Genomic DNA, 22,391 nt, shown 5'->3' with positions numbered 1-22,391 from the left:
TGTATTTGCTTATGCCTTAGGGTGGGTCTGGTTGTAAACTTCCATCAGCCGGGCAGTATCAACTGCTGTATAGGCCTGTGTTGTTGACAAAGATGCATGTCCCAACAGCTCCTGAATCGCACGCAGGTCGCCGCCCGCATTTAACAGGTGCGTAGCAAAACTATGGCGCATCGCATGTGGCGTGGCGGTTGCTGGCAAGCCCAACTGCATGCGGACTGAGGCGACAACCTTTTGAATCGCTCGCGGATTTAACGGCCCGCCTCGCATCCCTCGGAAAATTGGCGTTTCTGGCTCGCTGGGGTAGGGGCACAGATCCAGGTAATTCTTAACTGCGTCTCGTGCGGGGGTTATCACTGGCACAACACGCTCTTTGCTGCCTTTACCAATGATCCGAATTGTTGCGCCAATTGGTGTGTCACGGCCACACAGGCCAAGCGCCTCAGATATGCGTAAGCCGCAGCCATAAAGCAAAATCACCACTGCCTGATCGCGGGCCGAGATCCACGGGGTCTCACTTTGCATGTCGATTGTATCGATCAGATCCTGTGCCGCATCAGGGGATAGTGGGCGGGGCAGTTTACGTTGGAATTTCGGCGCACGGGCAGACAGCACAGCTGTCGGGTCACATTCCTCTTTTTCAGCCAGATAGCGATAGAAGCCTTTTACGGCCGAAAGTTTGCGCGCAAGTGAGCGCGCGCCAATGTCCTGACCGCGCATGAAGGCCATCCAACTGCGCATCTCGGGCACGGTGATCCGCAGCAAAGGAGCCAACCCCATGGCCTGACCCTTGTGTTCCGTCATAAAGGTTAGAAATTCGGTTAGGTCATGGCCATAGGCCGCAATCGTATGCTCAGATGCACCCTGTAATGCCTTTTGTGTCGCAAGCCAGTTTTGCATCGCATCTCGGGCGGCGGGCGCAATCATGACAACCAGCGGCGCATCGCCCGCTCAAACACACCGGCAAAAAAGGCCAGCAGGTCCGTGCCTTGTTGCGGGCTGAATTGATGCGGATCTTTCGCCCCCATCACCAGTAGACCGGGCAGGCGCCCACGTCCGAAATCCAACTGCAGGCAGGCTTCAGAGTGCACCAGTTCCGCATCGTCTCCATAAATTTTGGTATGGCCTTGTTCAACGTGACGCAGCACGACAGGGCGGCTGGCATGGTTGGAACCAGATTGCAGATAGTTCGCGACGAACCCCGGCTTGGCTGAGATTAGAACATCACCAAGTTTCTTGAGAACTGCATCGTCATCCTCTTGCTGTGATTCGACGACCAGTTTCACATAATCCACGCGCAGGATGTTGGCGACTTCGGTGCCAAGATCCTTGAGGAAATGCTCAAAATCTGCCGGATCAAGCATGCGCAGAATGGCACGGTGAATTTGGTTGGTACCAGCTAGGTTCTCGTAGGCGGCGGCAATCACATTGCGGTGTGTTTCCTCCAATCGGTCAAGCCGGGCTTCCAGTCGCTTCATGGCGATGCCACGCAGGTCAACGATGTTGGCCCCCATGGCACGCTCATTTGCGGCGATCAGGGTTTGCATCAGCTCCTGATCTTCCAAAATGAAATCCGGGTGCGCGATAATCTTATCGCGCAACGCATCTAGGGTTTCGGGCGTACTGCTCATTTAGGCCTCGATATGTTTTTGAAGCCTTTATAACACGCCTTACAGGATTTTCTGCCCTGTTTTTTCCCAATCGGCCATAAACGACGCAAGGCCTTTGTCGGTCAGCGGGTGCTCGGCCATTTGTTTGATAACTTTTGGCGGTGCGGTCATCACATCGGATCCAACCATGGCCGCCTGATAGGCGTGGTTCACCGTACGGATTGAGGCCGACAGGATCTGCGTATCGAAACCGTAGTTGTCATAGATCTGGCGGATGTCAGCGATCAGTTCCATGCCATCAAGGTTGATGTCGTCCAGGCGACCGATGAAGGGGCTGATAAAGGTTGCGCCTGCTTTGGCTGCCAAAAGCGCCTGATTGGCTGAGAAACACAGGGTGACATTGACCATGTTGCCCTCGTCGGTCAGAATGTTGCAGGCTTTCAATCCGGCCCAAGTCAGCGGCACTTTAACAGCGATGTTTGGTGCAATCTTAGCCAGCTTGCGGCCTTCTTCGATCATCTGATCGGCTTCCAATGCGACAACTTCGGCGCTGACAGGGCCCTCGACCATTTCGGCGATCTCTTTGGTGACTTCCAGAATGTCGCGGCCCGATTTCATGATCAGAGACGGGTTGGTTGTGACCCCATCAACCATGCCCAAGGCGTTCAGTTCTGCGATCTCATCGACTTCGGCGGTATCTACGAAAAATTTCATAACAGGGCCCTTTATGCCGGTTGGGGTTTTTCTCTTCTGCATTTACCGCATAGAGTGGAAGGCCGAAACCCCCGATGAAAGCGAAAGGGCCGTAAACGTGACACCCACCGGGCCGGGTTATTTTGACGAAGGTGATCTGGTTGGCGTGTTGACGTCGCAGCCGCTTGACCGCGTGCTGGATTACCGCGCCCCCGAAGGGGGATGTCATGCAGGCGCATTTGTTGAGGTGCCATTGGGACCGCGTAAGGTTTTAGGTGTCGTTTGGGGTTCCGGGCAGGGTGATTATGACAAAGCACGCATTCGATCAATAATTCGGGTACTGGATGCTGCACCGATGCGCGAAGAGTTGCAGGTTTTTTTGCAGCGCGCCGCTGAGTATACGCTGACACCACTGACTGCGATGCTGCGCCTGGCGACGCGGGTGCCCGGGTTAAGTAATCCGCCATCGATGCAAAAAGTATACCGACTGGGCAATGGGAGACCCAATCGCGAAACCGAGGCGCGTGGGCGTGTGCTAGATGTATTGGAAGAATTTGGCGGACTATCATTTACGCTAAGTGAGCTTAGCAAACAGGCGGGTGTGACCCCATCCGTTGTCAAGGGGTTGGTGGCGCAGGATTGCGTGTTGGAAGAGGACACCCCACGTGATTTGCCGTTTGCCCGGCTGGACGTTGATTGCGGGGGTAAAACGCTCAGTGCAGATCAGGCGACTGCAGCCGGGCAATTGCGCACCGCCGCGCAAAGTGGTGGCTATGGCACAACGCTTTTGCGCGGGGTGACCGGATCAGGTAAAACCGAAGTCTATCTTGAGGCTGTGGCTGAGGCTGTGCGCCAAGGGCGACAAGCACTTGTTTTGCTGCCCGAAATTGCCCTGACAGCAGAATTTCTGAAACGATTTGAGGCACGGTTTGGCGCGCGTGCCGGTGAATGGCATTCCGGCGTTACTATGACAGAACGCCGCCGGTTGTGGAAAATAGTCGGGCAGGGCGGTTGTCAGGTTGTGGTTGGCGCGCGTTCTGCTCTGTTTTTACCATATCAAAATCTTGGTTTGATCGTGGTCGATGAAGAACACGACAGCTCTTACAAGCAAGAAGATGGTGTACTGTACAATGCGCGGGACATGGCCGTGCTGCGCGCCTCAATTTGCGGGGCGCAGGTGGTGCTGGCCTCGGCTACGCCAAGTCTTGAAAGTTGGGCCAATGCAGAAGCCGGGAAATACCAACGAATTGAGCTGAGTTCGCGGTTTGGTGCATCTGTGCTGCCGGACTTTCGCGCTATCGATATGCGTTTGGAAAAACTGCCGTCTAGCCGTTGGATTTCGCCGAGTCTTGAGGCGGCTGTTAACAATCGTATTGCCAAGGGCGAACAAGCGTTGTTGTTTATCAACCGCCGTGGCTATGCGCCGGTCACGATTTGCCGGGCTTGCGGGCATCAGGTCACGTGTAAGGATTGTGATGCTACATTGGTAGAGCATCGTTTCCAAAATCGTCTGATCTGCCATCAATGCGGCGAGAGCGAACCGGTGCCCGAGGTCTGCCCGCACTGCGAGGCCGAAGGTCGCCTGGCTGCTGTGGGTCCGGGAGTGGAACGCTTGAGCGAAGAGGCTAGTAATCTGTTTCCACAGGCGCGGGTCGCAACCCTATCATCTGATCTTTATACCTCGGCACGCGCGCTAAAACAGCAGATCGAAGAGATCGCTGCGGGAGCGGCGGATATCATCATTGGCACGCAGTTGGTGGCTAAGGGGCATAATTTCCCGAAACTGACACTGGTTGGGGTGATTGATGCGGATCTTGGTCTGCAAGGCTCTGACCTGCGGGCGGCAGAACGGACGTTTCAACTGATGCGGCAGGTGGCGGGCCGGGCCGGGCGCTCGGAAGCGCCGGGAACTGCGCTGCTGCAGACCTTTCAGCCCGAACACTCTGTGATCCGTGCCATTCTTGCCGGCGATGAGGAAGGGTTTTGGCAGACCGAAGCGGCTGAGCGCAAACAGGTGGGCATGCCACCTTATGGTCGGATGGCAGGGATTATCCTATCATCGCCAGACTTGCAGGAGGTTTTTGAAATCGGTGCAGAGCTTGCGCGCCGTGATGGGCCGATTCGTCAGATTGGCGCGCAGGTGTTCGGGCCAGCTCCTGCACCCATCGCGCGGATCAGAGGGCGGCACCGTGTGCGTCTGCTGATCAAGGCCCCAAAGGGTGTGGCCCTGCAAAAAGCGATCAGCCAATGGATCGCACAGGTCAAAACCCCTAATCAGTTTCGCCTCAGTGTTGATATCGACCCGCAGAGTTTTTACTGAATTATTAAGACGCGAAATCCCGTTAGCATTGAGTAAGTAGTGCGTTGGGTCGCTCGTCTCTTATTCTTTAATCCGCCGGGAAGGCTAACTTTTTAAGCCATTGTCAATAGGGGTAATGGCAGTTGTGCGTCATTGAAGAACCCTGTGTGCGGCGAAGGCTATCGCTATTTCGCGGGTAGAGGCGTAAGGGGGCAGTATGACACAGATAGTTCCCCTTGGTGATGCGCGACACCTGCCATTCTGGCGCCGGCCTGTGGTGTTATTGTTCGTGATGGCGGCCGCTCTGCCGATTGCGTTTTCGACATGGTTTGCACTGCTCAACAACTTTGTCATCGAGGTGGCTGACTTTGACGGTACAGATATTGGCTGGCTTCATACCGTGCGCGAAATCCCCGGATTTCTGGCTGTGGGTGTGATTGCGATCATCATTTTCATGCGAGAACAAGTGTTGGGGTTGATCTCGCTACTGATGCTTGGGGTCGCGACTGCGGTGACGGCGTGGTTCCCGACGATGGGCGGGATTTTGACCATAACCATGCTCAGCTCGATCGGGTTTCATTATTTTGAGACAGTAAACCAGTCGTTGCAATTGCAATGGATCGACAAAAAACGTGCCCCGCAGGTGTTGGGCTGGTTGGTGGCTGCGGGATCAGGGGCGACGTTGGCAGCTTATATCCTGATTGAGCGCCTGTGGGAGCTGCTGAACCTTAGCTATAATCAGGTTTATATGGTCTCAGGTGGGTTCACGGCACTGGTCGCACTGTTTTGCCTGATCGCCTATCCGCAGTTTGATAGCCCTACGCCGCAGGTGAAAAAGATGATCCTGCGTAAGCGTTATTGGCTCTATTATGCGCTGCAATTCATGGCTGGGGCGCGGCGCCAGATCTTCATCGTGTTTGCAGGTTTCATGATGGTCGAAAAGTTCGGCTTTGAAGTACATGAGATGACACGGCTTTTGATGTTAAACTTATTGGCTAATATGCTGCTGGCCCCGTTAATCGGCAAAGCCGTTGGTCGCTGGGGTGAACGCCGTGCGCTGCTGGTGGAATATGTCGGGCTTATTGGTGTATTTTTGTCCTATGGGGGGGTGTATTTCTTTGGCTGGGGCTTGATGATTGCATCTGCGCTTTATGTGATTGACCACCTGTTTTTTGCTATGGCGTTGGCGCTCAAGACCTATTTTCAGAAAATTGCAGATCCGGGGGACATTGCACCTACGGCAGCGGTGGCCTTTACCATTAACCATATAGCGGCGGTGTTTTTGCCTGCGCTGTTGGGCTATCTGTGGTTGGTGTCCCCGGCGGCGGTGTTTTTGCTGGCAGCGGGAATGGCGCTGGTGTCTTTGCTGTTGGCGTTAATGATTCCACGCCATCCTGAACGGGGTTATGAAACGGTGTTCAGTCACGGCCAGCCTAGTCCAGCAGAATAGGCATGCAAGCATGGCGTGGCTTGACCTTGTGAGGGCAAGCGACTAGGCGACACAGGTCTTGCTGAGAAAGGTCCAGCCATGCCTACGTATTCCGCGCTTACCACCCTCAAAGGAAAAGATCAGGCTGAGGCGCTGGGCGCTGCGCTGGAAGAGGTGATGCCAGAGCCAATTGGCGTGGGTGTTTTTGAGATCGAAGACGGATCGGGCCTGTGGGAAGTTGGTAGCTATTTTACCGAAAGCCCGGATGATGTGGCGTTGGCGATTTTGGCAGCTGCATTTGATGCAAAACCTTTCGTTATCTCCGAGGTGCCAGAAACCGATTGGGTGGCCAAAGTCAGGCGCGAGCTTACGCCAGTCGAAGCCGGTAGGTTTTTTGTTTATGGCAGTCACGATGCCGACAAGGTTCCGGAGGGGACTGAGGCGCTGCTAATTGAAGCGGCGATGGCTTTTGGTACCGGTCATCATGGTACGACACATGGCTGCCTGCAGGCACTTGATAATTTGGCGAACGCTGGGTTTGTCGCGAAATCCGTGGCTGATGTGGGGTGCGGTACCGCCGTTTTGGCGATGGGCGCGGCGAAAATCTGGCCGGGCACATTTTGGGCAAGTGATATCGACGAGGTTGCGGTCGACGTTGCATTGGCAAATGTCGCTGCAAACGGTTTAGAAGGACGTGTCAAATGTGTTGAGGCCGCTGGCCTGAATCACCCCGATTTGACGACGGCTGCACCGTTTGACTTGATTTTTGCCAACATTCTAAAGGGCCCTTTGATAGACCTCGCCCCGGCGCTAACCGCCGCCTTGTCTGTCGGAGGGTACCTGATTCTGTCTGGAATCTTGAACGAACAAGCCGATGAAGTGATCGCTGTTTACAGTGGTTGCGGAAACAGTCTTGCCGAACGGATTGAGATTGGTGAATGGACGACGACAGTTTTGCACCGAATTACCTGATTTTCAGGGGAAATACCTCAGCATTCGTTGATCCGCCTTGATCTTGACGCAATTGAAACTTAGTTTTTTCTCATTGCGGTGGGGGCTGCAAATTGTTGAGTGGATGTTGCTATGAGTGGAGCTTTTCAAGATTTCGACACGCGGTTGAAAAAGATAGACCGGAGCCATAATCGACTGGCGCAAGGCTATGATGCTCGTGTTTCAAAAGATGGCCTGATCGTATTTCGGCCAAAACGTCGCCAGTGGTCCATATCACTCCGAGGGGTTGCCCTTCTGATTATTGGCTTTTTGTGTTTCAAAGGATTTATTTTGGCGCACCTAGGGGCCAGCACCTATGATGCTCGTATTGCAGCGCTGCAAGAGGGTACGTTAATTGAGCAAGGCGGAGCCTATGTGATGCAGGTTGATCCGGTGTCTGAGGCGATTTCTATGAAATTGCGTCCAATTCTGAACTGATCTGAGATCTTGTGAAATACTTTTATCAAAATTGAAACAAAAAACCCTGCGCGGTGAATGCTTGCGCAGGGTTTTTAATCACATGAATGGTGATATCAAATTAGCGGTGCTCTGCGACGGCGTCGATGTCACCACGGCAAAGGCCGATGTCATCGAGTTCACGATCCGTCAGTGAAGACAGGGTTGCGCGGGTTTCGCGGGCACGGTTCCATTCAGCGATTGCGCTAAACAGTTTGGAGACGCCTGAAAAAACGCCTGAGAAACCTGCGGTGTGGTTTGTTGTTGTGTAGGCCATGATCGTCATCCTTGAAGTGGTGTTGCCATAAGGCATTTCCTTTGAAGTCCAGATAGGTTTGTAACGGCTTTGCAACAACACACGGTTTTGCATAGTTCCTATGCAATTTGTGCAAGGGTCTGATGGTGATGGCGCAGGTTGCGCTTGGTCTTTGTTCTTGTTTCGTGCTAGTTGTGAAAAAAACAACACGAGCGAGCAGCAAGATGCGTGTAATGGGAATTGATCCGGGATTGCGAAATCTGGGATGGGGCGTGATTGAGATGCGGGGCAATCGGCTGACCCATGTGGCTAACGGGGTTTGCCATTCTAGGGGGGACGATTTAGCACCCCGATTGCTGTCGCTACATCAGCAGCTGACGGATGTGATGACGCAATATCAACCCGACACGGCAGCAGTTGAATTGACATTTGTGAACAAGGATGGCGTGGCAACGCTCAAGCTAGGGCAGGCGCGAGGGATTGCCCTGCTGGTGCCAGCGCAATTTGGGCTGAGCATTGGGGAATATGCCCCCAACAAGGTCAAGAAAACCGTTGTGGGCGTGGGTCATGCAGATAAGGCGCAGATTGCCCATATGGTAAAGGTCCAGCTGCCCGGCGTTGAACTGGCCGGGCCGGATGCGGCGGATGCTTTGGCGATTGCCATATGTCACGCGCATCATCGGCCACCAGCGATAATACAAAGGATGCAGGCATGATCGGACGTATTGCCGGGCGCATAGATTACCGGGCGAGTGATCACGTGCTGATTGATGCGCGTGGTGTGGGCTATCTGGTCTATTGCTCGGATCGTACTTTGCAGGCTTTACCGCAAGCCGGGGAACATGTGGCGCTTTATACGGACCTGATTGTACGCGAAGACCTGTTGCAGCTTTATGGCTTTACCACGCTTGTCGAAAAGGAGTGGCACAGGTTGTTGATGTCCGTGCAAGGTGTCGGGGCCAAGGCTGCGTTGGCGATCATGGGCACGCTTGGGCCTGATGCCGTAGGACGCGCCATTGCGCTGGGTGATTGGAATTCGGTCAAGGCAGCCAAGGGCATCGGTCCGAAAACGGCGCAACGCGTGGTGAATGAGTTGAAAGACAAAGCACCCGAAGTGATGGCGATGGGCGCCAGTCGCGCGGCGACAACCACAACGGTGCCGGATGTTTTGCACGATGAAGTGATTGAGACAGCGGCACCGGTGTCAGTCGCAGCTCCGCCGGAGAATGCCGGGGCGCAGGCTGAGGCGTTATCTGCTTTGACAAACCTGGGCTATGCGCCCGGAGAGGCGGCAGCCGCAGTGGCGCAGGTATCGGGGGAAATGCCTGAGGCGGGTACCTCAGATCTGATCCGGCTGGCGCTCAAATCTTTGGCACCAAAGGGGTAAGGAATGTCAGAGCCAGATCCCACATTGCGGCCTGAACCTTTACCTGAGGATGCAGACCGGGCGTTGCGTCCGCAACAATTGGACGATTTTATCGGTCAGGCAGAAGCACGCGCCAACCTGAAAGTTTTTATTCAATCGGCTCGTCAGCGCGGCGAAGCAATGGATCATACCCTGTTTCATGGCCCTCCCGGTTTGGGGAAAACCACATTGGCGCAGATTATGTCGCGTGAATTGGGCGTCGGGTTTCGTATGACGTCAGGGCCGGTGTTGGCCAAGGCTGGGGATCTCGCGGCGATTTTGACCAATCTGGAACGCAATGATGTGCTGTTCATCGATGAAATCCATCGCCTGAATCCGGCGGTGGAAGAAGTTCTTTATCCCGCGATGGAAGATTTTGAGCTGGATCTGGTGATTGGCGAAGGGCCTGCCGCGCGTACGGTGCGGATTGAATTACAGCCCTTTACGCTTGTGGGGGCCACGACACGGCTGGGTTTGTTGACCACGCCTTTGCGTGACCGGTTCGGCATTCCAACACGGCTGCAGTTCTATACCGAGGATGAGCTGCACGAGATTGTCAGTCGCAATGCGCAGAAATTGAAAATCCCGGCAGAGACCAGTGGTGCGCGTGAGATTGCCAAACGATCCCGCGGTACGCCACGCATTGCCGGTCGATTATTGCGCCGGGTGGTGGATTTTGCTGTGGTCGAAGGGGACGGTACAATCAGCCGTGCGCTGGCAGATAGTGCTTTGACACGGTTGAGTGTTGATGCTCTGGGTCTTGATGGGGCGGACCGGCGGTATCTGCGTCTGATTGCCGAGGCGTATCAGGGTGGCCCGGTGGGGATTGAGACGATGAGCGCGGCGTTGTCAGAATCGCGTGATGCGCTGGAGGAAGTGATTGAGCCGTTCTTGCTACAACAGGGTCTGATCCAGCGCACCCCGCGAGGCCGGATGCTGGCGCAGCGCGGCTGGCAGCATCTGGGTCTGGCGCGACCGCAGAGCAAAAGTCAAAATGATCTGTTTGGGAAGTAGCCCGTTTTTGCAAGCCACCCATCCCATTCCGCCCCGAAAAAATGGCCTGTTTGAAGGTCGTGTACCTCATGAAAGCCTGTTTTGATGATGCAAGCTCGTTCTGACGACGCACGCACTAATCGCATTGGTAGCTTTTGGATGGTGTTGGCGATGATCGGCTTTGCAGTGGAAGACGCTTTGCTGAAGGGCCTGACCGCCACACTGTCAGTGGCGCAGGTGCTTGTGATGTTTGGCAGTATTGGCATGTTGGCCTTTGCCGTCATCGCCACGTCGCGTTCTGAGCCGATCTTCATTCCCGAGGCTGTGTCGCGCGCTATGTGTGTGCGTTATGTTTTTGAGATTGGTGGGCGGTTATTTTACGTCTTGGCGCTTGCTTTGACGCCGTTATCGTCGACGACGGCCATACTTCAGGCGACGCCGATTGTTCTGGTGGCTGGGGCTGCTCTATTCTTTGGTGAAACCGTGGGTTGGCGCCGCTGGTCGGCAGTTGGGTTCGGCTTGATTGGTGTTTTGGTGGTGCTTAGGCCCGCTGGCGACAGTTTCACGATGTTGTCCGTTCTGGCCGTGCTTGGCATGCTTGGATTTGCAGGGCGCGATCTGGCAAGTAGAGCCGCCCCTGCAGCATTGCGTACCTCGGTCTTAGGATTCTATGGCTTTGCGGCATTGATCGTTGCGGGACTTCTCTATGGTTTTTGGGAGCAACGATTTTTCGTTTGGCCGCAAACCCAAGAGATTATGATCTTGGGTGCCGCGGTCTGTGTGGGTATTGTGGCTTATTCATCCTTGATGCTTGCGATGCGTACGGGGGAGATTTCTGCTGTGGCGCCGTTCCGGTATTCGAGGCTGCTGTTCGGGATCGGTCTGGGTATGCTGTTGTTCGACGAAAGCATTGACCTGCAGATGATCATAGGTTGCAGCATGATTGTTGCCTCTGGGCTTTATATTTTGTGGAGAGGCAATCGGATCACATAGACATTATGTTGATCTGGCCACATGGTCTGATAAAGAAACCACATGACAGATGTGATGACCCCTGAAGAGATCGAAGCGCATTTCACCCGCGCAGATGGCCAGTTTTTGTTTGCCCGCTGGGGGCGGCCGATTGTGCCGATTGTGTTCGGTGTCGAAGAACAAACACTTGAAGTTATGAAAGGGGCAGTCGAGGCCGGGGTAACCCTTGCCGGGCATCAGATGGCAGAAACGGACCCCGAGCTGGGCGTCAATCTGATGTTCTTTTTCTTTCGTGACTGGGATGAGCTTCTAGGTGTGCCGGACCTTGGCCGGATGATCCCTGATCTGAATTCGCTGGTGGCACGTCTTAAAACTGCAGGTGCCAATCAATACCGCGCCTTCCGGTTCGAAAAAGTTGGATCGATCCGGGCCTGTTTTGTGTTTTTGCGGATGGATGATGAGTTGAGTGCGGTTCCAGCAGAAGCGTTGGCGCTGGGGCAGGTGGTACAAAGCTTGCTGCTGTGGTCAGATCAGGTCTTTGCTGCGCGGTCCCCTTTGGCAATGGCCGAGGGGCATACGATTTTGCGGCCGGACATCGCCGGGCTGATCCGCGCGGCCTATGATCCAGTTTTGCCTGCGCAGGCTGAGGATACATCACATGCACTGCGTTTGTACGCACGCATGCTGGCCGAGCAAGGTCAGGAGTAGCGCTGTGCGGCTTTTGTGGATCACATGTGGGTTGGTCTGTGTTTGCCTTGGAGCGGTGGGCGTGGTGTTGCCACTCTTACCAACAGTGCCCTTCATGCTACTGGCCGCCTTTTGTTTTGCACGCTCGTCGGAGAGTCTTCATTATTGGCTCGTGACGCACCCACAATTTGGTCCCGCAATTGTGAACTGGCAAGACAATGGCGCAGTGAGTCACCGCGCGAAACGGCTGGCGACGATATCTGTCGTCGTGGTTTGGGGGCTATCGTTTGTGCTGGGGGCTCCAACAACGGTAATTGTAATACAAGCCTTGGTGCTCAGCGGGGTGATGCTGTTTTTGTGGACGCGGCCTGAGTAGATCAAACCGCGCCTCATACATCGCAGGTATTACTTTTTCAAAGAGTCGCGGATTTCCATCAAAATATCCAACTCAGAAGGTCCTGCAGGTGCTTCTTCTGCAGGGGCTACCTCCTCTTTCTTCTTTGCGCGGTTCACAGCTTTGACCAGCATGAATACAACAAAGGCAATGACCAGGAAGTTGATAACAGCCATGATAAAGCGGCCATAAGCGAATACAGCGGCGCCAGCCTCTTCAGCGGCAGCCAGAGAGCCGTAGTTGCCGCCATCCAGAACGGCAAACAGGCTGGCAAAATCAATGCCGCCCATAAACAAGCTGATGATCGGATTGATCAGGTCAGCCACCATTGAGCCGACAATTGCCGTAAAAGCCGCGCCAATGATGATACCTACGGCCATGTCCATGACATTTCCTTTGGCGATGAAGTCCTTGAATTCCTGAATCATGCGAACTGTCCCATTTGTTGTTTGATTAGTGATAGCCTAGAAAGCTCATGAACGCACGCATTGCCGATTTGATTGTTTCAACCAAGGGGAAAGGGACTGCGTTGTTCCCACAAGCAAAAGAGCCTTGTACCCTCTTTTCACGCATCATAGGGTTCTGCCATGAGCCATAGTTTCCCGATCCGCGTTTATTATGAAGACACCGACATGGGCGGTATCGTTTACTATGCCAACTATCTCAAATTCATCGAGCGCGCGCGCAGTGACTGGGTGCGCCAGATGGGCATTGATCAATTGGAAATGATGGAAGACGACGGCGTTATCTTTGCAGTCCGTCGGGTTGAAGCTGATTTCCATATGCCCGCCGGGTTTGATGACGAACTGGTCGTTCACACTAAAACCGTTGCCGTCACCGGTGCGCGGTTGATTGTGGAGCAGCAGATTATGCGCGACGATGAATTGCTGTTTTCCGCGCAGGTGACGATCGTTTGTATCAACGATACGGGGCAACCGGCACGACTTCCGGCAAATATCCGCCTGATCTTGCATTAAATCAGGGGTTTTGTCGTCCCTGACGCTGATGATGTTGGCTTTCCCCTTGGAAATGCGGTAGTTTGCCTCACAAAGGGCCGCAATAAGGCCATAAGAAAAAAGAGCAGGCAGATGGAAGCAGAAACCCTGGCATTGGCACAGGAGGTTGATTTCTCCTTGTGGGCGCTATTCGCACGCGCAACCTTAATCGTGAAATTCGTTATGCTGATGTTGATCGTGGCCTCGTTTTGGGCTTGGTCGATCATTGTGCAGAAATTACTGGCTTACCGTCAGGCTCGCGAAGAGGCGGACCGGTTTGATCGACGCTTTTGGTCTGGCGATCCGCTGGACGAGCTGTTTGATGAAATCGGGCCGGAACCTGCTGGGCATTCAGAACGAATATTTGCCGCTGGTATGACAGAATGGCGGCGCAGTCACCGCAATGATGGCGGATTAATCGCGGGGGCCACGGCCCGGATTGACCGCAGTATGGACGTGGCCATCGCGAAAGAGGCGGAAGGCCTGCAAAATGGGTTACAGGTTTTGGCGACCGTGGGGTCGACGGCACCGTTTATCGGCCTGTTTGGCACCGTTTGGGGCATCATGAATGCCTTTATTGAAATTGCTGAACAGCAAAACACCAACCTCGCCGTTGTGGCACCGGGTATTGCCGAGGCCTTGCTGGCCACCGGTTTGGGTCTGTTGGCGGCGATCCCGGCGGTAGTTTTCTATAACAAGCTGAGCGCGGACAGCGATCGTATCGTCGCAGGCTACGAGGCTTTTGCAGACGAATTTGCCACGATCCTTAGCCGTCAGTTGGATAGTTGAGCCATGGGTGCTGGTGTTGTTCAGAAATCTGGTAACGGCGGGCGCCGTCGTCGCGGAGGCGGGCGTAGTCGCCCGATGGCAGAGATCAACGTCACGCCGTTTGTTGACGTCATGCTGGTGTTGTTGATCATCTTTATGGTAGCGGCCCCGTTAAGTGTTGTGGGTGTGCCGGTGGAACTGCCCAAAACCGCAGCCAATGCCTTGCCGGGTGAGCAAGAGGAACCGCTGACGGTGACGATTGCTGCTGATGGGCAAGTGATGATTCAGACAACGGATGTGGAGCGTGATCAACTGGTCAGCAGATTGCAGGCGATTGCATCAGAACGTGATAGTACGCGGATCTATCTACGCGCGGACGGTGCCGTAGCATATGCGGAGGTGATGCAGGTCATGGGCGCACTTAATCGTGGAGGGTTCTCTGACATTGGCCTTGTCACTGATACAGGTGGTCCCAGCTTGAATGAACCGGACGGCTGAAGCCAAGGGTGATCAGAGGGTGAATACCGGACAGATCATATCAGGAGCAGGCCACGTGAGCCTGATCATGCTCGCCATTTTTGGCGGCGCATTCCGTTCGGAACCCTTGCCGACGCAAGTGACAGAAGTGACGGCAATCTCGAGCGAGGATTTTGCAGCCCTTTTGGCGCAGGAGCAATCCCCCGAAGCGGTTGCCAATATTGATACACCCGAACCACCTGAGGCGGGTGAGGTCGCACCGGATCTGTCATCTGAAACGGATGAGGCGCCAGAGGTCGAGACGCCGGAAGCTGCACAGCCGGAAACCCCGGATGATGTACCAGATGTGTCTGAGATTACTCCGCCAGTTGAGACAGACTTCACAGACGAGGCTCCGGTGTTACAGCCGCCACCCGAGGATGTGGCCGCTGTCGTGCCGCAAATCTCACCCCGGCCGCAGCAACGCCCGGCAGACCGGATCGCACCCGAAGCGGTTGCTCAACCGGAACCGGATGTAAAAATTGACGATGTTGATCAACAAGAAACCCAGCCTGATGAGGCTGCAGAGATTGTTGAAGACGACAAAGAGGAAACGGCCCGCGAAGAAGCCGCAACCCAAATCGTGACCGAGGCGGAAGAAGAAAAAGAGATTGAGCTTGCCGCGCCAACGGCTTCGGTACGTCCCAAACCGCGGCCTTCGCGCCCGGTTGAAGATCCGGTGGAACCGGCGGCGCAAGAGGTTCCAGCGACCAACAACAACGCGGTCGAGGATGCACTGGCCGAGGCATTGGGCACCACACAAACAGACACCCGGCCCTCTGGTCCACCTTTGACTTCTGGGGAAAAAGACGCGCTGCGGCTTGGGGTGCAACAATGTTGGAATGTGGGTAGTCTGAGCACAGATGCCCTGCAAACCACTGTTGTTGTCGCATTTGATATGTCTCAAGATGGAAAACCAGTTAGGGGTTCCATTCAAATGGTCAGTTCCAGCGGTGGCACAAGCAATTCAGCGCGTCAGGCCTATGATGCCGCACGCCGCGCCATTCTGCGCTGTGGCAGCAAGGGCTATGATCTTCCAGTAGAGAAATACGACCGCTGGCGCGAAGTTGAGATCACCTTCAATCCCGAAAACATGAGGATTAAATGATGAAACATGTTCTGACCCTTTTGGCAGCTTTCCTGATCGGGGCCACGCCTGCCGCCGCGCAGGACAGCGGGCCCTTGCAGATCGAATTAGATCAGGGGGTGATCGAGCCACTGCCCTTTGCCGTGCCGGATTTTGTGGCAGGGTCTTCGGGGGCGTCGGAATATGCGCGCAATATTTCGCGGGTGGTGTCTTCGGATTTGACGGGAACAGGATTGTTTCGGGAAATCCCCTCGAATGCCTTCATTAGCCAGATCACCAGTTTTTCCAGCCCGGTGCAGTTTGCCGACTGGAAGGCGATTAACGCCGAGGCACTGATCACCGGATCGGTAAGTACGGATGCCTCTGGCAAACTGGTAGTGCAGTTTCGGGTTTATGATGTGTTCGCCGGGCAGGAAATGTCACAAGGGCTGCAGTTCGTCGGCACGCAGGATGGTTGGCGGCGCATGGCGCACAAGGTGGCGGATGAGGTTTATAAGCGTATCACTGGCGAAGGCGGGTATTTCGATAGCCGGGTTGTGTTTGTCTCGGAAACTGGCCCCAAAAACCAACGCGCCAAACGTTTGGCGATCATGGATTATGACGGAGAAAATGTCTCTTATCTGACGGACAGTTCGTCAATCGTGCTGGCTCCGCGGTTTTCACCTTCCGGATCGCAGGTATTGTATACCAGTTATGAAAGCGGCTTTCCTCGCATCAATGTACTGGACGTCACAAATGTGGCGCGCCGTGCGTTGGAAGGGCAAGATGGTACAATGAGCTTTGCGCCACGGTTTGCCCCGGATGGCCGGACTGTTGTGTATAGTCTAACCCGTGGTGGCAATACCGATCTTTTCACCATGGACATCAATACAGGTGTCAGCCAGCGGATGACTAATGCGCCATCGATTGAGACCGCGCCCAGCTTTAGTCCCGATGGTAGCCAAATTGTATTTGAAAGCGATCGGTCGGGCTCTCCACAGCTCTACGTGATGCCGGTAAGTGGTGGCGAGGGTACGCGCATCAGCTTTGGCAAAGGTCGTTATGGTACGCCAGTCTGGTCGCCGCGTGGCGATTACATAGCCTTTACCAAGCAATCGCAGGGGCGTTTCCATATTGGTGTGATGCGCACGAATGGCAGCGAAGAGCGGCTGTTGACTGCTTCATTCCTAGACGAGGGTCCAACTTGGGCCCCGAATGGCCGTGTAATTATGTTCACGCGTGAGACATCGGGCGCGCAGGGGGCATCAAGCCTGTGGTCGGTGGATATCACCGGCCGGAATCTGCGACAGATCGCAACCGCAACTGGGGCAAGTGACCCTGCCTGGTCGCCGTTGCAGAATTGAACGAGCATGCGTTCCCAAATAAAGGTGCGTATGATACAAATGAACAAGAGCACGTAAAAAAATATAAACGAGGCGAACAGATGAATATCCTTAGCAAGACTATGATTGCCTGTGCCGGCTTGGCACTGGCGGCCTGTACGCAACCTGAATACCTGCAAGGTGTTGACGGCAATGGCGCAGGTGCCGGTGCCGGGGGCTATGGAACAGCCCAGGATCCGGCATCGCCGCTGTATTTCCAACAAACCGTTGGGGACAGGGTGCTGTTCGCGGTTGACCAGTCCACGATAGGCCCGGACGCTGCGGTGACCTTGGATGGTCAGGCGCAATGGCTGCTGACAAATACGGCGTATTCGGCGATTATTGAAGGGCACGCTGATGAGCAGGGCACTCGTGAATATAACCTTGCGCTGGGTGCACGCCGGGCCAATGCAGTGCAGGAATATCTGCTGAGCAAAGGGGTTGCTGGCAATCGCATGCGCGTGGTTAGCTACGGCAAAGAACGCCCGCTTGAGGTTTGCAGTGACGAAGCTTGCTATAACAAAAACCGCCGTGCTGTGACCGTCGTTTCAGCCATTCCGAACAGCTAAGCTAAAGGGTTCGTAGAATGCGTATTTTGTATCCGGTCATTGTAGGTTTGGCGCTAATGGTGCCTGCGGGCGCTTTTGCCCAAAATCAGGATGAGACATTGGCAGACATCCGGCAAGAGTTGTCGGTGCTTTATATTGAGATCCAAAAGCTCAAACGCGAGCTGAGCACGACGGGGGCCTCTGGGCAATTGACGGGCGGCGGTTCGATCCTTGACCGGGTCAATGCGATTGAAAGCGAACTACAGCGTTTGACCTCGAAAACCGAAGAGTTGGAGTACAAGGTTGTGAGTGTTGCACAGGATGGTGGTAACCGGATTGGTGATCTTGAGTTCCGCCTATGCGAACTGGAAGCGGGGTGTGATATTGGCGGGCTTGAGCCGGGCAGTACCTTGGGAGGTATCTCGGCTGGAACTGGCGCTGGTGGTGGTTCTGTCGTGCCATTGCCGCCGGTGGGCGGCGATGACGAACCTGAACTGGCCATCGGCGAGCGCGCAGATTTTGAAACCGCACAGGGCGTATTGGAGGCGGGCAGTTATGTTGCCGCTGCTGAGCAGTTCGCTCAGTTCCAATCCAACTATCCCGGCAGTCCGCTAAGCGCGCAGGCCGGGCTTTTGCGTGGTCAGGCTCTTGAAGGAGCCGGCGATAAAACAGGTGCTGCGCGCGCCTATCTTGATACCTTCAGCGCCGCACCCAATGGCCCGCAGGCATCTGAGGCGCTGTATCAGTTGGGCAATTCATTGGGGCAATTGGGACAGGCAGATGAGGCTTGTGTTACTTTAAGCGAAGTCGGCGTGCGGTTTCCCGGCTCGGCAGCCGAAGCCAAGGCAAGCATTACACTGTCTGAATTGGGATGTCAGTAACAGGTCAATCCGGCCTACTTTATGGCCGGGTAACCGGATTTTTCCACCCGAATCCTCCTGATACTCTGGGTGTAGCGGTTTCCGGTGGCAGTGATTCTTTGGCGCTGTTGCACATTTTGCACGATTGGCAGACTGAGGGCGGACCCAAGCTTTGCGCAGTAACGGTTGATCATGGAATACGTAACGAATCTGCGCACGAGGCCGAAGAGGTCGGGCAGACCTGTCAGAGCTTGGGCCTTTCGCATGAGATCTTGCAATGGCGGGATTGGGACGGGCAGGGTAACTTGCCCGATCAAGCGCGGCGCGCACGATACGGGTTGATGGCAGACTGGGGTGAGGCGCAGGGTATCAGCCATATTGCCATTGGTCATACTGCAGATGACCAGGCTGAAACGTTTTTGATGCGATTGGCCCGCGAAGCGGGGGTGGATGGTCTGTCTGCGATGACGTCGTCTTGGCGACAAGGCTCGGTCACGTTTTGCCGCCCGATGTTGCATGTCACCCGAGCGGAGTTACGCGATGATTTGCGCGCCCGTGCCGTACAGTGGATCGACGATCCAAGCAACGAAGATTTGACTTATCAGCGGGTCCGTGCCCGGCAAGCCATGGGGCATTTGGCTGATTTGGGAATCACTGTGCAGGGATTGTCGCAAGTAGCACACCATATGGCTGAAGTGCGCCAGACCCTTTATTGGTACGTTTTTCTGGCTGCACGCGAACTAGTACGGTTTCATGCCGGCGATCTTGTGATTGATCGCAAAGGCTATCGCACGTTGCGTCCTGAGGTGGCACGAAGGCTGTTGCAGGCGGGGTTGAAGTGGATCAATGGCACAGATTACGCACCACGTGGCAGGGCGATGGACCTGCTGATGGAAGCCATTCGCGGCGGTACGGATATGACGCTTCAGGGTTGCCTGATCCGTGTTGACAAGGACCAGCTGCGGATTGGCCGAGAGGCGGGATACGTTGCAAAAACAGTGACATCAGTAGGTGAAATCTGGGATGATCGTTGGAGGGTGAGAGCACCGGAAAACAAACTTGAAATGAGCGATATCGTGATCCGCGCATTGGGTGAATCGGGTCTTTCACAATGCCCAGACAGGCATGACTGCGGGATGCCTGCGACCTCGCTCAGGGCCAGCCCCGCGGTATGGAAAGGGCAGCAAGTTCTGGCTGCACCACTGGCCGGGCTCCATAATGGATGGCAGGTTGAGTTGATTCGAGACGAAGATCATTTTTTTGCAATGCTATTATCGCATTGAACATAGCCGTATGATCTCTATTTAAGACAGGCAGGGCTTGTGCTATGGGCAGGCCCACCTGAGACGTGAGGAGAGTTTCCTTGGGCAACGCACGAAATATCGCTTTCTGGCTAGTTTTATTCCTGTTGATCCTGGCAGTGTTCAATCTGTTCAGTGGGTCCGGCAATTCCCTGCAAAGCAAAACGATCAAATATTCTGATTTTGTTACAGCGGTAAATGGCGGAGATGTCAGCCAAGTCACAATCGATGGCGAGAATGTGCGCTACCGCGACAGTGCTGGCCAAGACTTTGTCACCATCCGCCCCGAGGATGCAGAGCTGACCAAGCTTTTGTTGGAAAAAGACGTTCCTGTCTTGGTTGAACCTCAGCAACAGTCTGGTTTCCAAACCTTCCTGCTTTCTTTGTTGCCTTTTGTGCTGCTTATTGGCGTCTGGATCTATTTTATGAACCGCATGCAAGGCGGTGGTAAAGGTGGCGCGATGGGCTTTGGGAAATCCAAGGCCAAAATGCTGACAGAAAAGCATGGCCGTGTCACATTTGATGATGTGGCGGGCATTGATGAAGCCAAGGAAGAGTTGGAAGAAATCGTTGAATTCCTGCGCAACCCGCAGAAATTCTCACGTCTTGGCGGAAAAATTCCCAAAGGTGCGCTGCTCGTGGGTCCTCCAGGCACCGGTAAAACACTGCTGGCTCGCGCGATTGCGGGGGAGGCGGGCGTCCCGTTTTTCACCATCTCGGGTTCTGATTTCGTTGAAATGTTTGTCGGCGTCGGTGCAAGCCGTGTACGTGATATGTTTGAGCAAGCCAAAAAGAACGCACCCTGTATCGTGTTTATCGACGAGATTGACGCTGTAGGCCGTCATCGCGGTGCCGGATATGGTGGCGGCAATGATGAACGTGAGCAGACCTTGAACCAGTTGTTGGTTGAGATGGATGGCTTTGAAGCCAACGAGGGGGTAATTATTATTGCCGCGACCAACCGAAAAGACGTTCTTGATCCTGCGTTGTTGCGCCCGGGTCGGTTTGATCGTCAAGTTATGGTGATGAACCCTGATATCAAAGGTCGTGAGAAAATTCTGGGCGTGCATGCCCGTAAAACGCCACTGGGCCCTGACGTTGATTTGCGTATCATTGCCCGTGGTACGCCGGGTTTCTCGGGTGCTGATCTGGCGAACTTGGTGAATGAGGCGGCCTTGATGGCAGCCCGCGTTGGCCGACGTTTCGTGACGATGGAAGATTTTGAGAACGCCAAAGATAAGGTCATGATGGGGGCTGAACGCCGCTCGATGGTCTTGACCGATGATCAAAAAGAAAAAACCGCCTATCACGAGGCTGGCCACGCAGTGGTCGGCCTGGCGCTGCCGCAGTGTGACCCGGTCTATAAGGCCACGATCATTCCGCGTGGCGGAGCATTGGGCATGGTTGTGTCTTTGCCAGAGATTGACCGTCTGAACTGGCACAAGTCAGAATGCGAAGAAAAGCTGGCAATGACGATGGCCGGCAAAGCTGCTGAAATCATCAAGTACGGTGCCGAGAATGTTTCGAACGGGCCGGCGGGTGATATTCAGCAGGCCAGCGGGCTGGCGCGCGCCATGGTGCTGCGTTGGGGTATGTCTGATAAAGTTGGCAACGTTGACTATGAACAAGCGCATGAAGGCTACAATGGCAATGGCGCCGGGGGCTTTTCAATCTCGGCCAGCACGAAAGAGCTGATCGAGGATGAGGTTAAGCTCATGATCGATAATGCCTATGACAGTGCGCATAAAATCCTGACTGATCGCAAGGAAGATTGGGAACGACTGGCGAAGGGCTTGTTGGAATATGAAACACTGACCGGCGAAGAGATCGCGCGTGTGATGCGCGGTGAGCCGCCTGAAGATAGTGGTGGTGATGCTGCTTCGGACGAGGTAGAGAAACCATCAGTTACGGCTATTCCAAAAACCCAACCAAAATCCGCAAGTGGAGCTGGTGAAGGCGGGCTGGAGCCCGAACCCACAGCGTGAGCGCTGCACCGGCAAAACCTGATTGGAATCCGGGCGCATATGCTCGGTTTCACGATCAACGCCTGCGTCCTGCACTGGACCTGCTGAATGCGGTTGGCCAGATGGGTGCCGGTGATGTGGTTGACCTTGGCTGTGGTAATGGCGTGATGGGCGATGCGTTACGCGCGCGCGCCGGGGCCGCTCGTGATGTGGTTGGTGTGGATGGCTCACCTGCGATGTTGGAAAAAGCACGCGGGATCAAAGGTTATTCTGTCCTGCAACAGGGCGATATCAATGATTGGCACCCGCGCCGCGCGCCAGGATTGTTATTTTCCAACGCCGCACTGCATTGGGTTGGTGGCCATGAACAGCTGATGCCGAAACTGGTGTCGATGCTGGGCAAGGGCGGTACGCTTGCGATACAAATGCCGCACCAGAACAAGGCCCCATCGCACCGTGTTTGGCTCAGCTTGGCTGAGGAATTGCATCCCGGACGGATTGAGAAGATGGGTACTCCGGGTGTGATGGCTCCGGTGAAATACGAAGAACTTCTTGGCCCATTGGGCCAGTTCCGTATGTGGGAAACCGATTATTATCAGCGCCTTGTTGCTGAAAAAGGCAGTCATCCGGTGCGCCGCTTTACCGAGAGCACTTATGCCCGTCCAATTCTGGATGCCTTGGATGCTGATGAAAAGGCTGATCTTATTACCCGCTACGAGGACGTCATGCATGCGGCCTATCCGGTGCGCGCAGATGGATCCGTTCTTTTTCCATTTCGCCGGATGTTCTTCACTTTGACGGTATGAAGAC

At 54.7% G+C, this 22,391-nt stretch carries 25 protein-coding genes; 20 read left to right on the top strand and 5 right to left on the bottom strand.

The genetic code is table 11. The annotated features are described in order from the left end of the window. Positions 1 to 9: 9 nt before the first annotated feature. From D9A02_RS18250 to fsa, 3 genes are read right to left on the bottom strand one after another with little or no spacing between them, the layout of a single operon-like run. Complete coding sequence (locus D9A02_RS18250; RefSeq protein ID WP_120502289.1) at positions 10 to 924, bottom strand: tyrosine recombinase XerC; 915 nt, start codon at positions 922 to 924, stop codon at positions 10 to 12. Next, the gene (locus D9A02_RS18245) at positions 921 to 1,628 is read right to left on the bottom strand and encodes a DUF484 family protein (RefSeq protein ID WP_120502288.1); all 708 of its coding nucleotides are present in this window, start codon (positions 1,626 to 1,628) and stop codon (positions 921 to 923) included. The genes D9A02_RS18250 and D9A02_RS18245 overlap by 4 nt, the downstream gene beginning before the upstream one ends. Positions 1,629 to 1,667: 39 nt before the next feature. Further along, positions 1,668 to 2,321, bottom strand: a complete 654-nt coding sequence (fsa, locus tag D9A02_RS18240; RefSeq protein ID WP_120502287.1) for a fructose-6-phosphate aldolase — start codon at positions 2,319 to 2,321, stop codon at positions 1,668 to 1,670. Positions 2,322 to 2,334: 13 nt separating this feature from the next. Here fsa and D9A02_RS18235 point away from each other — a divergent pair, with 13 nt between their 5' ends. The 4 genes from D9A02_RS18235 to D9A02_RS18220 all read left to right on the top strand — a co-directional run bounded on the left by D9A02_RS18235 (position 2,335) and on the right by D9A02_RS18220 (position 7,456). Further along, on the top strand, positions 2,335 to 4,620 hold the full coding sequence (locus D9A02_RS18235; RefSeq protein ID WP_120502286.1) for a primosomal protein N': 2,286 nt from the start codon (positions 2,335 to 2,337) through the stop codon (positions 4,618 to 4,620). A 196-nt stretch (positions 4,621 to 4,816) separates the two neighbouring features. Beyond that, on the top strand, positions 4,817 to 6,049 hold the full coding sequence (locus tag D9A02_RS18230) for an MFS transporter (RefSeq protein ID WP_120502285.1): 1,233 nt from the start codon (positions 4,817 to 4,819) through the stop codon (positions 6,047 to 6,049). Positions 6,050 to 6,127: 78 nt separating this feature from the next. After that, a complete protein-coding gene (locus D9A02_RS18225; protein WP_120502284.1) occupies positions 6,128 to 7,000 on the top strand; it encodes a 50S ribosomal protein L11 methyltransferase in 873 nt (290 codons plus the stop codon). Positions 7,001 to 7,111: 111 nt separating this feature from the next. Next, positions 7,112 to 7,456, top strand: a complete 345-nt coding sequence (locus D9A02_RS18220) for a hypothetical protein (RefSeq protein ID WP_120502283.1) — start codon at positions 7,112 to 7,114, stop codon at positions 7,454 to 7,456. A 100-nt stretch (positions 7,457 to 7,556) separates the two neighbouring features. Here the strand turns inward: D9A02_RS18220 and D9A02_RS18215 are convergent, their stop codons facing one another. Continuing rightward, entirely contained in the window at positions 7,557 to 7,751 is a 195-nt protein-coding gene (locus D9A02_RS18215) for a DUF1127 domain-containing protein (protein WP_120502626.1), read from the bottom strand. 203 nt (positions 7,752 to 7,954) lie between these two features. Between D9A02_RS18215 and ruvC the strand changes: the two genes are divergently transcribed. The 6 genes from ruvC to D9A02_RS18185 all read left to right on the top strand — a co-directional run bounded on the left by ruvC (position 7,955) and on the right by D9A02_RS18185 (position 12,163). Then, the gene (gene ruvC / locus D9A02_RS18210) at positions 7,955 to 8,446 is read left to right on the top strand and encodes a crossover junction endodeoxyribonuclease RuvC (RefSeq protein ID WP_120502625.1); all 492 of its coding nucleotides are present in this window, start codon (positions 7,955 to 7,957) and stop codon (positions 8,444 to 8,446) included. After that, positions 8,443 to 9,117 (top strand): Holliday junction branch migration protein RuvA, encoded by a 675-nt coding sequence (gene ruvA, locus D9A02_RS18205; RefSeq protein ID WP_120502282.1) that lies wholly within the window; start codon positions 8,443 to 8,445, stop codon positions 9,115 to 9,117. The genes ruvC and ruvA overlap by 4 nt, the downstream gene beginning before the upstream one ends. A 3-nt stretch (positions 9,118 to 9,120) precedes the next feature. Further along, positions 9,121 to 10,149 carry a Holliday junction branch migration DNA helicase RuvB gene (gene ruvB / locus D9A02_RS18200; RefSeq protein WP_120502281.1) on the top strand — a complete coding sequence of 343 codons (1,029 nt, stop codon included), beginning with the start codon at positions 9,121 to 9,123 and terminating at the stop codon, positions 10,147 to 10,149. Positions 10,150 to 10,233: 84 nt separating this feature from the next. Then, positions 10,234 to 11,121 (top strand): DMT family transporter, encoded by an 888-nt coding sequence (locus tag D9A02_RS18195; protein WP_254054672.1) that lies wholly within the window; start codon positions 10,234 to 10,236, stop codon positions 11,119 to 11,121. A 54-nt stretch (positions 11,122 to 11,175) separates the two neighbouring features. Further along, positions 11,176 to 11,808 (top strand): hypothetical protein, encoded by a 633-nt coding sequence (locus D9A02_RS18190; protein ID WP_120502623.1) that lies wholly within the window; start codon positions 11,176 to 11,178, stop codon positions 11,806 to 11,808. After that, positions 11,720 to 12,163 carry a YbaN family protein gene (locus D9A02_RS18185; protein WP_367946760.1) on the top strand — a complete coding sequence of 148 codons (444 nt, stop codon included), beginning with the start codon at positions 11,720 to 11,722 and terminating at the stop codon, positions 12,161 to 12,163. The genes D9A02_RS18190 and D9A02_RS18185 overlap by 89 nt, the downstream gene beginning before the upstream one ends. 29 nt (positions 12,164 to 12,192) lie before the next feature. Here D9A02_RS18185 and mscL read toward each other — a convergent pair whose 3' ends face one another. Further along, a complete protein-coding gene (mscL, locus tag D9A02_RS18180) occupies positions 12,193 to 12,609 on the bottom strand; it encodes a large conductance mechanosensitive channel protein MscL (protein ID WP_120502279.1) in 417 nt (138 codons plus the stop codon). A 159-nt stretch (positions 12,610 to 12,768) separates the two neighbouring features. Between mscL and ybgC the strand changes: the two genes are divergently transcribed. From ybgC to D9A02_RS18130, 10 genes are all read left to right on the top strand, one after another. Further along, positions 12,769 to 13,158, top strand: coding sequence for a tol-pal system-associated acyl-CoA thioesterase (gene ybgC / locus D9A02_RS18175; protein ID WP_120502278.1), 390 nt, complete (start codon positions 12,769 to 12,771; stop codon positions 13,156 to 13,158). Between the two features lie 111 nt (positions 13,159 to 13,269). Continuing rightward, positions 13,270 to 13,965, top strand: coding sequence for a protein TolQ (tolQ, locus tag D9A02_RS18170; protein ID WP_120502277.1), 696 nt, complete (start codon positions 13,270 to 13,272; stop codon positions 13,963 to 13,965). Positions 13,966 to 13,968: 3 nt separating this feature from the next. Next, a complete protein-coding gene (gene tolR / locus D9A02_RS18165) occupies positions 13,969 to 14,442 on the top strand; it encodes a protein TolR (RefSeq protein WP_120502276.1) in 474 nt (157 codons plus the stop codon). 55 nt (positions 14,443 to 14,497) lie between these two features. Continuing rightward, positions 14,498 to 15,568: an energy transducer TonB gene (locus D9A02_RS18160; protein ID WP_367946759.1), complete on the top strand. Its 1,071-nt coding sequence runs from the start codon at positions 14,498 to 14,500 to the stop codon at positions 15,566 to 15,568. Then, positions 15,565 to 16,890, top strand: a complete 1,326-nt coding sequence (tolB, locus tag D9A02_RS18155) for a Tol-Pal system beta propeller repeat protein TolB (RefSeq protein WP_120502275.1) — start codon at positions 15,565 to 15,567, stop codon at positions 16,888 to 16,890. The genes D9A02_RS18160 and tolB overlap by 4 nt, the downstream gene beginning before the upstream one ends. An 80-nt stretch (positions 16,891 to 16,970) precedes the next feature. Further along, a complete protein-coding gene (gene pal, locus D9A02_RS18150) occupies positions 16,971 to 17,477 on the top strand; it encodes a peptidoglycan-associated lipoprotein Pal (RefSeq protein ID WP_120502621.1) in 507 nt (168 codons plus the stop codon). A 17-nt stretch (positions 17,478 to 17,494) separates the two neighbouring features. Further along, positions 17,495 to 18,337: a tol-pal system protein YbgF gene (gene ybgF, locus D9A02_RS18145; RefSeq protein ID WP_120502274.1), complete on the top strand. Its 843-nt coding sequence runs from the start codon at positions 17,495 to 17,497 to the stop codon at positions 18,335 to 18,337. After that, on the top strand, positions 18,328 to 19,599 hold the full coding sequence (tilS, locus tag D9A02_RS18140; protein WP_120502273.1) for a tRNA lysidine(34) synthetase TilS: 1,272 nt from the start codon (positions 18,328 to 18,330) through the stop codon (positions 19,597 to 19,599). The genes ybgF and tilS overlap by 10 nt, the downstream gene beginning before the upstream one ends. An 80-nt stretch (positions 19,600 to 19,679) precedes the next feature. Beyond that, positions 19,680 to 21,602, top strand: a complete 1,923-nt coding sequence (gene ftsH, locus D9A02_RS18135) for an ATP-dependent zinc metalloprotease FtsH (protein WP_120502272.1) — start codon at positions 19,680 to 19,682, stop codon at positions 21,600 to 21,602. Between the two features lie 74 nt (positions 21,603 to 21,676). Continuing rightward, positions 21,677 to 22,387, top strand: coding sequence for a methyltransferase domain-containing protein (locus D9A02_RS18130; RefSeq protein ID WP_120502620.1), 711 nt, complete (start codon positions 21,677 to 21,679; stop codon positions 22,385 to 22,387). Positions 22,388 to 22,391 lie beyond the last annotated feature (4 nt).

The organism is Roseovarius sp. EL26 (assembly GCF_900327775.1).
Classification (GTDB): Bacteria; Pseudomonadota; Alphaproteobacteria; order Rhodobacterales; family Rhodobacteraceae; genus Roseovarius.
This window is presented reverse-complemented; position numbering and strand designations above follow the sequence as displayed.

Excerpts from the sequence above, each read along its gene's own strand:
- D9A02_RS18250 (WP_120502289.1), bottom strand. The coding sequence starts at position 924 with ATGATTGCGCCCGCCGCCCGAGATGCGATGCAAAACTGGCTTGCGACA.
- D9A02_RS18245 (WP_120502288.1), bottom strand. The coding sequence starts at position 1,628 with ATGAGCAGTACGCCCGAAACCCTAGATGCGTTGCGCGATAAGATTATC.
- fsa (WP_120502287.1), bottom strand. The coding sequence starts at position 2,321 with ATGAAATTTTTCGTAGATACCGCCGAAGTCGATGAGATCGCAGAACTG.
- D9A02_RS18235 (WP_120502286.1), top strand. The coding sequence starts at position 2,335 with ATGCCGGTTGGGGTTTTTCTCTTCTGCATTTACCGCATAGAGTGGAAG.
- D9A02_RS18230 (WP_120502285.1), top strand. The coding sequence starts at position 4,817 with ATGACACAGATAGTTCCCCTTGGTGATGCGCGACACCTGCCATTCTGG.
- D9A02_RS18225 (WP_120502284.1), top strand. The coding sequence starts at position 6,128 with ATGCCTACGTATTCCGCGCTTACCACCCTCAAAGGAAAAGATCAGGCT.
- D9A02_RS18220 (WP_120502283.1), top strand. The coding sequence starts at position 7,112 with ATGAGTGGAGCTTTTCAAGATTTCGACACGCGGTTGAAAAAGATAGAC.
- D9A02_RS18215 (WP_120502626.1), bottom strand. The coding sequence starts at position 7,751 with ATGGCCTACACAACAACAAACCACACCGCAGGTTTCTCAGGCGTTTTT.
- ruvC (WP_120502625.1), top strand. The coding sequence starts at position 7,955 with ATGCGTGTAATGGGAATTGATCCGGGATTGCGAAATCTGGGATGGGGC.
- ruvA (WP_120502282.1), top strand. The coding sequence starts at position 8,443 with ATGATCGGACGTATTGCCGGGCGCATAGATTACCGGGCGAGTGATCAC.
- ruvB (WP_120502281.1), top strand. The coding sequence starts at position 9,121 with ATGTCAGAGCCAGATCCCACATTGCGGCCTGAACCTTTACCTGAGGAT.
- D9A02_RS18195 (WP_254054672.1), top strand. The coding sequence starts at position 10,234 with ATGATGCAAGCTCGTTCTGACGACGCACGCACTAATCGCATTGGTAGC.
- D9A02_RS18190 (WP_120502623.1), top strand. The coding sequence starts at position 11,176 with ATGACCCCTGAAGAGATCGAAGCGCATTTCACCCGCGCAGATGGCCAG.
- D9A02_RS18185 (WP_367946760.1), top strand. The coding sequence starts at position 11,720 with ATGATCCAGTTTTGCCTGCGCAGGCTGAGGATACATCACATGCACTGC.
- mscL (WP_120502279.1), bottom strand. The coding sequence starts at position 12,609 with ATGATTCAGGAATTCAAGGACTTCATCGCCAAAGGAAATGTCATGGAC.
- ybgC (WP_120502278.1), top strand. The coding sequence starts at position 12,769 with ATGAGCCATAGTTTCCCGATCCGCGTTTATTATGAAGACACCGACATG.
- tolQ (WP_120502277.1), top strand. The coding sequence starts at position 13,270 with ATGGAAGCAGAAACCCTGGCATTGGCACAGGAGGTTGATTTCTCCTTG.
- tolR (WP_120502276.1), top strand. The coding sequence starts at position 13,969 with ATGGGTGCTGGTGTTGTTCAGAAATCTGGTAACGGCGGGCGCCGTCGT.
- tolB (WP_120502275.1), top strand. The coding sequence starts at position 15,565 with ATGATGAAACATGTTCTGACCCTTTTGGCAGCTTTCCTGATCGGGGCC.
- pal (WP_120502621.1), top strand. The coding sequence starts at position 16,971 with ATGAATATCCTTAGCAAGACTATGATTGCCTGTGCCGGCTTGGCACTG.
- ybgF (WP_120502274.1), top strand. The coding sequence starts at position 17,495 with ATGCGTATTTTGTATCCGGTCATTGTAGGTTTGGCGCTAATGGTGCCT.
- tilS (WP_120502273.1), top strand. The coding sequence starts at position 18,328 with ATGTCAGTAACAGGTCAATCCGGCCTACTTTATGGCCGGGTAACCGGA.